This is a genomic window from Gallicola sp. Sow4_E12 (assembly GCF_052116305.1).
Taxonomy (GTDB): Bacteria; Bacillota; Clostridia; order Tissierellales; family Peptoniphilaceae; genus JBQKLI01.
The window spans coordinates 1-5825 of sequence record NZ_JBQKLI010000035.1 but is presented as its reverse complement, the minus strand read 5'-3'; the positions used below and the strand labels follow the sequence as shown (position 1 = coordinate 5825).

Annotated in this window: 5 protein-coding genes and 3 pseudogenes; 7 read left to right on the top strand and 1 reads right to left on the bottom strand. The window is 30.5% G+C overall.

The features are described 5' to 3' along the window. The first annotated feature begins 64 nt into the window (after nt 1-64). The 7 genes and pseudogenes from ACTQ46_RS10940 to ACTQ46_RS10910 all read left to right on the top strand — a co-directional run. Entirely contained in the window at nt 65-790 is a 726-nt protein-coding gene (locus ACTQ46_RS10940; protein ID WP_441749844.1) for a phage antirepressor KilAC domain-containing protein, read from the top strand. After that, nucleotides 783-2579 (top strand): VirD4-like conjugal transfer protein, CD1115 family, encoded by a 1797-nt coding sequence (locus ACTQ46_RS10935; RefSeq protein WP_441749838.1) that lies wholly within the window; start codon nt 783-785, stop codon nt 2577-2579. The genes ACTQ46_RS10940 and ACTQ46_RS10935 overlap by 8 nt, the downstream gene beginning before the upstream one ends. Nucleotides 2580-2661: 82 nt before the next feature. Next, nucleotides 2662-2853, top strand: a pseudogene (locus tag ACTQ46_RS10930) (helix-turn-helix domain-containing protein); the annotation flags it as partial. A gap of 18 nt (nt 2854-2871) precedes the next feature. After that, nucleotides 2872-3132 carry a hypothetical protein gene (locus ACTQ46_RS10925; RefSeq protein ID WP_441749842.1) on the top strand — a complete coding sequence of 87 codons (261 nt, stop codon included), beginning with the start codon at nt 2872-2874 and terminating at the stop codon, nt 3130-3132. A 37-nt stretch (nt 3133-3169) separates the two neighbouring features. After that, nucleotides 3170-3604, top strand: a pseudogene (locus ACTQ46_RS10920) (TraM recognition domain-containing protein); the annotation flags it as partial. Nucleotides 3605-3763: 159 nt separating this feature from the next. Then, a complete protein-coding gene (gene abc-f / locus ACTQ46_RS10915; RefSeq protein WP_441749836.1) occupies nt 3764-5359 on the top strand; it encodes a ribosomal protection-like ABC-F family protein in 1596 nt (531 codons plus the stop codon). Nucleotides 5360-5549: 190 nt separating this feature from the next. After that, nucleotides 5550-5714: pseudogene (locus ACTQ46_RS10910) on the top strand (single-stranded DNA-binding protein); the annotation flags it as partial. Between the two features lie 18 nt (nt 5715-5732). Here the strand turns inward: ACTQ46_RS10910 and ACTQ46_RS10905 are convergent. After that, on the bottom strand, nt 5733-5789 hold the full coding sequence (locus ACTQ46_RS10905; RefSeq protein WP_441749840.1) for a hypothetical protein: 57 nt from the start codon (nt 5787-5789) through the stop codon (nt 5733-5735). Between the last annotated feature and the right edge of the window lie 36 nt (nt 5790-5825).

The window sequence follows — 5825 nt, the reverse complement described above, 5'->3', positions numbered from 1 at the left end:
CTTGGGTCATGTAAAGTCCTCCTAGGTATGTTTTTGTGGTTAAAAACATTGTACCGTAAAAGGACTGTTACATGGCCTTTTATCTTTTACACAATTATATGGACTTTATCTAGAAAAAGACGGTGAGTTTTTCTTTATAGCTAATGAAGTAGCAACTATGTTAGGATATGTTAATCCAAGAAAAGCTGTTTATGACCATGTAGATGAAGAAGATAAGGGTGTAACGAAATGGAACACCCTTGGAGGAATACAGAATATTTCAATTATTAATGAATCAGGATTGTATTCACTTATCCTCTCATCAAAACTACCACAAGCAAAAATATTCAAAGCTTGGGTAACGAGAGAAGTCTTACCAAGTATTAGAAAAAACGGAGGATATATAGTAGGGCAAGAAAAGAAAACTAACGAAGAGTTACTTGCAGATGCAATTCTTGTAGCTAATAGAATTATTGCCGAAAGAGAAGAAGAGATTGAAGAATTAAGACCAAAGGCAGACTATTATGACAAATTAGTAGATTATAACCTACTTACAAACTTTAGAAATACTGCCAAGGAGTTAGGAATACCACAAAATCAGTTTATAAGTTTTTTAATGGATAAAGGATTAATTTATAGGGATAAGAAAAAGAAACTCTTACCATATGCAGATAAGAACAAAGGATATTTTGAAGTAAAGGAATGGGTTGATCCACTAGGTACACTTGTAGGAATACAAACATTTATAACACCAAAGGGAAGACACTACCTACTAATTTTATTAGATAGTGAAGGTTTCTACGATGAATAAGATATTGGAAGCTGTTCTTTCTGATATTAAAAACTTAATTAAAATAGACAACCCAAAGAAATTTATATTATCAAACATTCCCTATTTATCATTTTGCTACATTGGAAATATTTTTTCTAAGCACATCAATTCTTATGTAGGAGGAGATATTATTGATAGAATAATGGTGGGAATTTCTGATATAGGAACTTTATCTTATATACCAAGCCTTAATCCAAGGGACTTGTTAGTAGGTATTTCAGTTGCTGGTCTTGTTAAGCTAATTGTTTATAGTAAAGGTAAAAATAAAAAGAAATATAGGCAAGGCAAGGAATATGGATCTGCAAGATGGGGAGAAAGTAAGGATATTGCTCCATATATTGACCCAAAGTTTGAAAATAATGTACTAATAACTAATACCGAAAGACTTACAATGAACTCAAGACCTAAAAATCCTAAATATGCTAGAAATAAAAATGTATTAGTAATAGGAGGTTCTGGATCAGGTAAAACGAGATTTTATGTAAAGCCAAATTTAATGCAAATGCATTCTTCCTATGTAGTAACAGACCCTAAAGGCACACTTGTGTTAGAGTGTGGAAAAATGCTTTATGAAAATGGGTATGACATAAAGATTTTAAATACAATAAACTTTAAAAAGTCCATGAAATACAATCCCTTTGCTTATCTTCGATCAGAAAAGGATATTTTAAAACTTGTTCAAACCATAATTGCTAACACCAAGGGAGATGGAGAAAAGGCAGGAGAAGATTTCTGGGTAAAGGCTGAAAAGTTATATTACACTGCTCTTATTGGGTATATTTATTATGAAGCACCTGAAGAAGAAAAGAACTTTAAGACACTTTTGGATATGATTGACGCAAGTGAGGTTAGAGAAGATGACGAAACCTATATGAACCCAATTGATAGGCTCTTTGAAGCACTTGAAAAGAAAGATCCAAGTCATTTTGCAGTTAAGCAATATAAGAAATATAAGCTTGCAGCAGGAAAAACTGCTAAGTCAATTCTCATATCTTGTGGAGCAAGACTTGCACCTTTTGATATAAGAGAGCTTAGAGAACTAATGAGCGAAGATGAATTAGAGCTTGATAAAATTGGAGATAGAAAAACTGTTTTATTCGTAATAATATCAGATACAGATGATACATTTAATTTTGTAGTTTCAATAATGTATTCTCAATTATTTAATCTACTATGTGATAAGGCAGATGATGTGTATGGTGGAAGACTTCCAGTTCATGTTAGGTGTTTACTTGATGAGTTCGCAAATATTGGCTTAATTCCTAAATTTGAAAAACTGATTGCAACAATTCGTTCAAGAGAAATATCAGCAAGTATAATATTGCAAGCACAATCTCAATTAAAAGCAATTTACAAAGACCATGCAGATACAATAGTTGGTAACTGTGACTCTACACTTTTTCTAGGAGGGAAAGAAAAAACAACATTAAAAGAGTTATCAGAAACCTTAGGAAAAGAAACCATAGACTTATATAACACATCAGAAACAAGATCAAACCAGAAATCTTTTGGATTAAATTACCAAAAAACTGGCAAGGAACTTATGAGTCAAGATGAAATAACTGTAATGGATGGCGGTAAGTGTATATACCAGCTAAGAGGAGTAAGACCTTTTCTATCCGATAAGTTTGATATTACAAAACATAAAAATTACAAGTTATTAGAAGATTATGATAAGAGAAACTTATTTGATGTGGAAGAGTTTTTGAAAAACAGAGATAAAATAAAATTAAACTCAAAATCGAAAATTCTCAAAATAAATTTATGATACAAAAACAATTTGTGACTTATAGACGGTTTGCTTATAGTCGACAAAGTGCTAATATATAATCATACGGAGGTGCTATTGTATGATTAAAAAAGAATTAGGTCAGGAAATTAGAAAATTAAGAACGGCTCGTGGATTTACACAAGAAACATTTTCTAAAGCGTGTGGATTGGATAGGACATATATTGCTGATGTAGAGCTTGGAAAGAGAAATATATCAATAGAAAATATTGATAAAATTGCAAAAGGGCTTCAAATTACATTGCCGGAATTATTTAAGTTTAATTCACCTATACAAAAAACAATCATCTTAAATATAAATGGTGAGCAGTTTATTTTGGAAAGTGATACAGAACTCACAATGGATAAGAAAAATTATATTGAAGCAATATGTGAGACAATGTACGATGAAAGTAATGAATGGTATGAATATATATATGATATGTCCCCATATGATATAGCTGAGCTATTTGAGAAAACAGTAAAAGAAGAAGTAGGAATAACTGTTACATTTAAAGCGATAGACCTTGAAGTATCGATTTTAGAAGACTAGAAATAATGTATTAATAGGCGATAGAAATTAAAAACTCTCAAGAGAAATATCAGCAAATATAATACTTCAAGCACAATCTCAATTAAAGGCAATTTATAAAGACCATGCAGATGCAATAGTTGGTAACTGTGACTCTACACTCTTTCTAGGAGAAAAAAAACGACAGTAAAAGAATTATCTGAAACCTTAGGTAAAGAAACTATAGATCTATGTAACACATCAGAAACAAGAATAAACCAAAAATCTTTTGGTCTAAATTACCAAAAAAACTGGTAAGGAACTTATGAGCCAAGATGAAATAATTGTAATGGATGGTGGTAAGTATATATACCAGCTAAGAGGAGTAAGACCTTTCTTGTCTGAAAAATTTGATATTACAAAGCATAAGAATTATAAGCTTCTTGAAGACTGTGACAAGAGCAATGTTTGTGATGTTGAAAAGTATATGATTAGGAAAGATAACCAAAACTAATAGGGAATACTACAATAATAAGAATTTAATTTAAATAAAGATATACTCATTATATAATTAATTTAGATTAAGAAATTGGAGGTATAGACAAATGACAATTAATAAATTTTCTTTTAAATAAGATGAGAGGTAAAATCCTCTCAAATATAAGGAGGATTTATGATATATTTAGACAATTTAAGAAAAGAATTTGGAACAAGGACTTTATTTGAAATAGAAAGACTGTCAGTTAGTGATGATGACAAAATTGGATTAATCGGTAATAATGGCGTCGGCAAAACGACTTTTTTAAGAATTTTATTAGGTCAGGACACAGATTATAATGGAAGTGTGGATGTACAAGGCAAGCTCGATTCTTTATTGAACGATGGAGAAGAACAGAAGTTTTCTGAAGAAATCTACATGAAAGCGGAACTCGATGATAAAAACAAGTATAGTCCAGGAGAATATCAAAGATTAAAGTTAGCGAAACTTCTTTCAAATGAATCTGCTTTTTTATTGGTTGATGAGCCTACTTCCCACTTAGATATAAAGCAAAAAGAAAGATTGGCGGAAAGTCTAAAAAGCAGATATAAGGGATATATTCTTATCTCTCATGATCGTGATTTTATAAATCAAACTTGCGATAAGATTTTTGAATTATCAAATGGAAAGTTAGAAGTTTTTAATGGTGATTATTCTTTTTATTTAGAAGAAAGAGAAAAAATAAATAAGTTTGCCCAAAGAGAATATGAAGGCTATATTTCTGAGAAAAAAAGATTGACAAACATTGCCAAGGATATTCAAACTCAGTCATCAAAAGTTAGGACAACTCCCAAAAGAATGGGAAACTCAGAAGCTAGACTTCATAAGATGGGTGGACAAGGGAATAAGAAAAAACTAGATAAACAAGTAAAATCAATCAAGTCACGAATCGACCAGCTTGAGGTAAAGGAGAAACCAAAAGAAGTTGCCAAAATTGAACTAACAATCGCAGAAAAGGATAAATTATTTTCTAATATACTAGTAAGAGCTGAAAATCTAAATAAAAGATTTGGCAAAAAGCTTATTTTTGATCATGCGAATATAGAGATTCATAATAATACAAAGATAGCCCTATTAGGTGAAAATGGCTCAGGTAAGACAACTCTATTAAATATGATTCTAAATAAAGAAGTTTGGGTTCATCCTAATATAAAAATTGGATATTATAGTCAACTGGGAGAAATTATAAATATGAATAAAAGTATTTTAGATAATGTACTTGAAAGTTCTATCTATGACCAGACTATGACGAGAATTATATTGGCTAGACTTGGTTTTAAAACAGATGATGTTTATAAAAAGCTAGAAATTTTAAGCGATGGGGAAAGAGCCAAAGTAAAATTAGCTAAACTAGTAACATCTGATTTTAATTTTTTAATCATGGATGAGCCAACAAATTTTCTAGACATAAGTGCCATCGAAGCTTTAGAAGAATTACTCAAGGGATATGATAGACCTTTATTGTTTGTGACTCATGATGTTTCATTTATAAATAATGTTGCAGACGAACTTCTTATGATAGACAACCACAAAATAAAGAGTTTTAGAGGAAACCTAGCTCAGTTTAAGAAGAGTCAAGAAAGATCTAAAACAAATACTACTTCGGATGACTTTTTACTTGAGTTTAGGTTAAGTTCAATTAATAATCGTTTAGCCCAAGAAATTTCAAAAGAAGAAAGAGAAGAGTTAGAAGCGGAGTATAAGAATTTGATACAAAAAATGAAAAGATAAAAAAATTTTTAGTAAAAGACGATAGAAATTAAAAACTCTATCGCCTTTTTTTATACTCAAAATTAGGAGGTGAAAATGGTAAGGATAAGAAGTCCCACTTAAACAATTTAATATGTAAGAAATTTAGCGATTGAATTATAAGTTCAGTCGCTTTTTTAATTGGAATTTTTAGATTAAGGAGAAGAAATTAATGGATAAAGAAATGATAAATATTAATGCAAATTTAGTTAAGGAAGCTGAATTTTCAGAATTTGAAAAAGATGGAGAAAATGTTCAAGTAGCAAATTTTGCTCTTGTTAAAAAATATGGAAAGGGCAAAGAATATACAAATTGCTCAGTATATGGAGAAAAGGTATGGACTGTCAACACTAAACTAGACAACTTCCTTAAGAAGTTTGCTTCTATACGCAACCGGACTCAAATATCCCAATGAAGAATGTATCCTAATATTGTTGTACCAGTTTAC

Excerpts from the sequence above, each read along its gene's own strand:
- ACTQ46_RS10935 (WP_441749838.1), top strand. The coding sequence starts at position 783 with ATGAATAAGATATTGGAAGCTGTTCTTTCTGATATTAAAAACTTAATT.
- abc-f (WP_441749836.1), top strand. The coding sequence starts at position 3,764 with ATGATATATTTAGACAATTTAAGAAAAGAATTTGGAACAAGGACTTTA.